Annotated in this window: 1 protein-coding gene; it reads right to left on the bottom strand. The window is 75.3% G+C overall.

Going from position 1 to position 401, the window contains the following annotated elements:
• The coding region (locus G3I78_RS49995; RefSeq protein WP_164437320.1) for an ATP-binding cassette domain-containing protein at positions 1-360 on the bottom strand (360 nt) is incomplete at its 3' end.
• Between the last annotated feature and the right edge of the window lie 41 nt (positions 361-401).

The raw sequence follows: 401 nt of genomic DNA, 5'->3' as shown, positions 1-401 counted from the left end.
GACGCGGCGCATCGGGTTGATGGCGGCCCGCGGGTCCTGGAAGATCATGGCCGCGGTGCTCGTGCGCAGGACCCGCAGCTGGCCCGCGGTCATGGTGAGGACGTCGTCGCCGACGACCCGTACCGACCCCTGGGCCCGCGCACCCGCCGGCAGCAGGCCGAGCACGCTGCGCGAGGTGAGGGTCTTGCCGGAGCCGGACTCGCCGACCAGGGCCACCGTCTCCCGGGCGGCGACGGTGAGGTCGACCCCGTCGAGGACGGGCCGGGCGCCGTCCGGCAGCCGCAGTCGCAGCCCCCGGACGTCGAGGGTGTCCGGGGCATCCGGGGTGTCCGGGTCGGAGACCGTGTCGAGGGTGTTCATCGGTCCCTCCTGGCGACCTTGTCGCCCTCGCCTGCGCCGAC

The organism is Streptomyces sp. SID13726, assembly GCF_010548375.1.
GTDB lineage: Bacteria > Actinomycetota > Actinomycetes > Streptomycetales > Streptomycetaceae > Streptomyces.
This window is presented reverse-complemented; position numbering and strand designations above follow the sequence as displayed.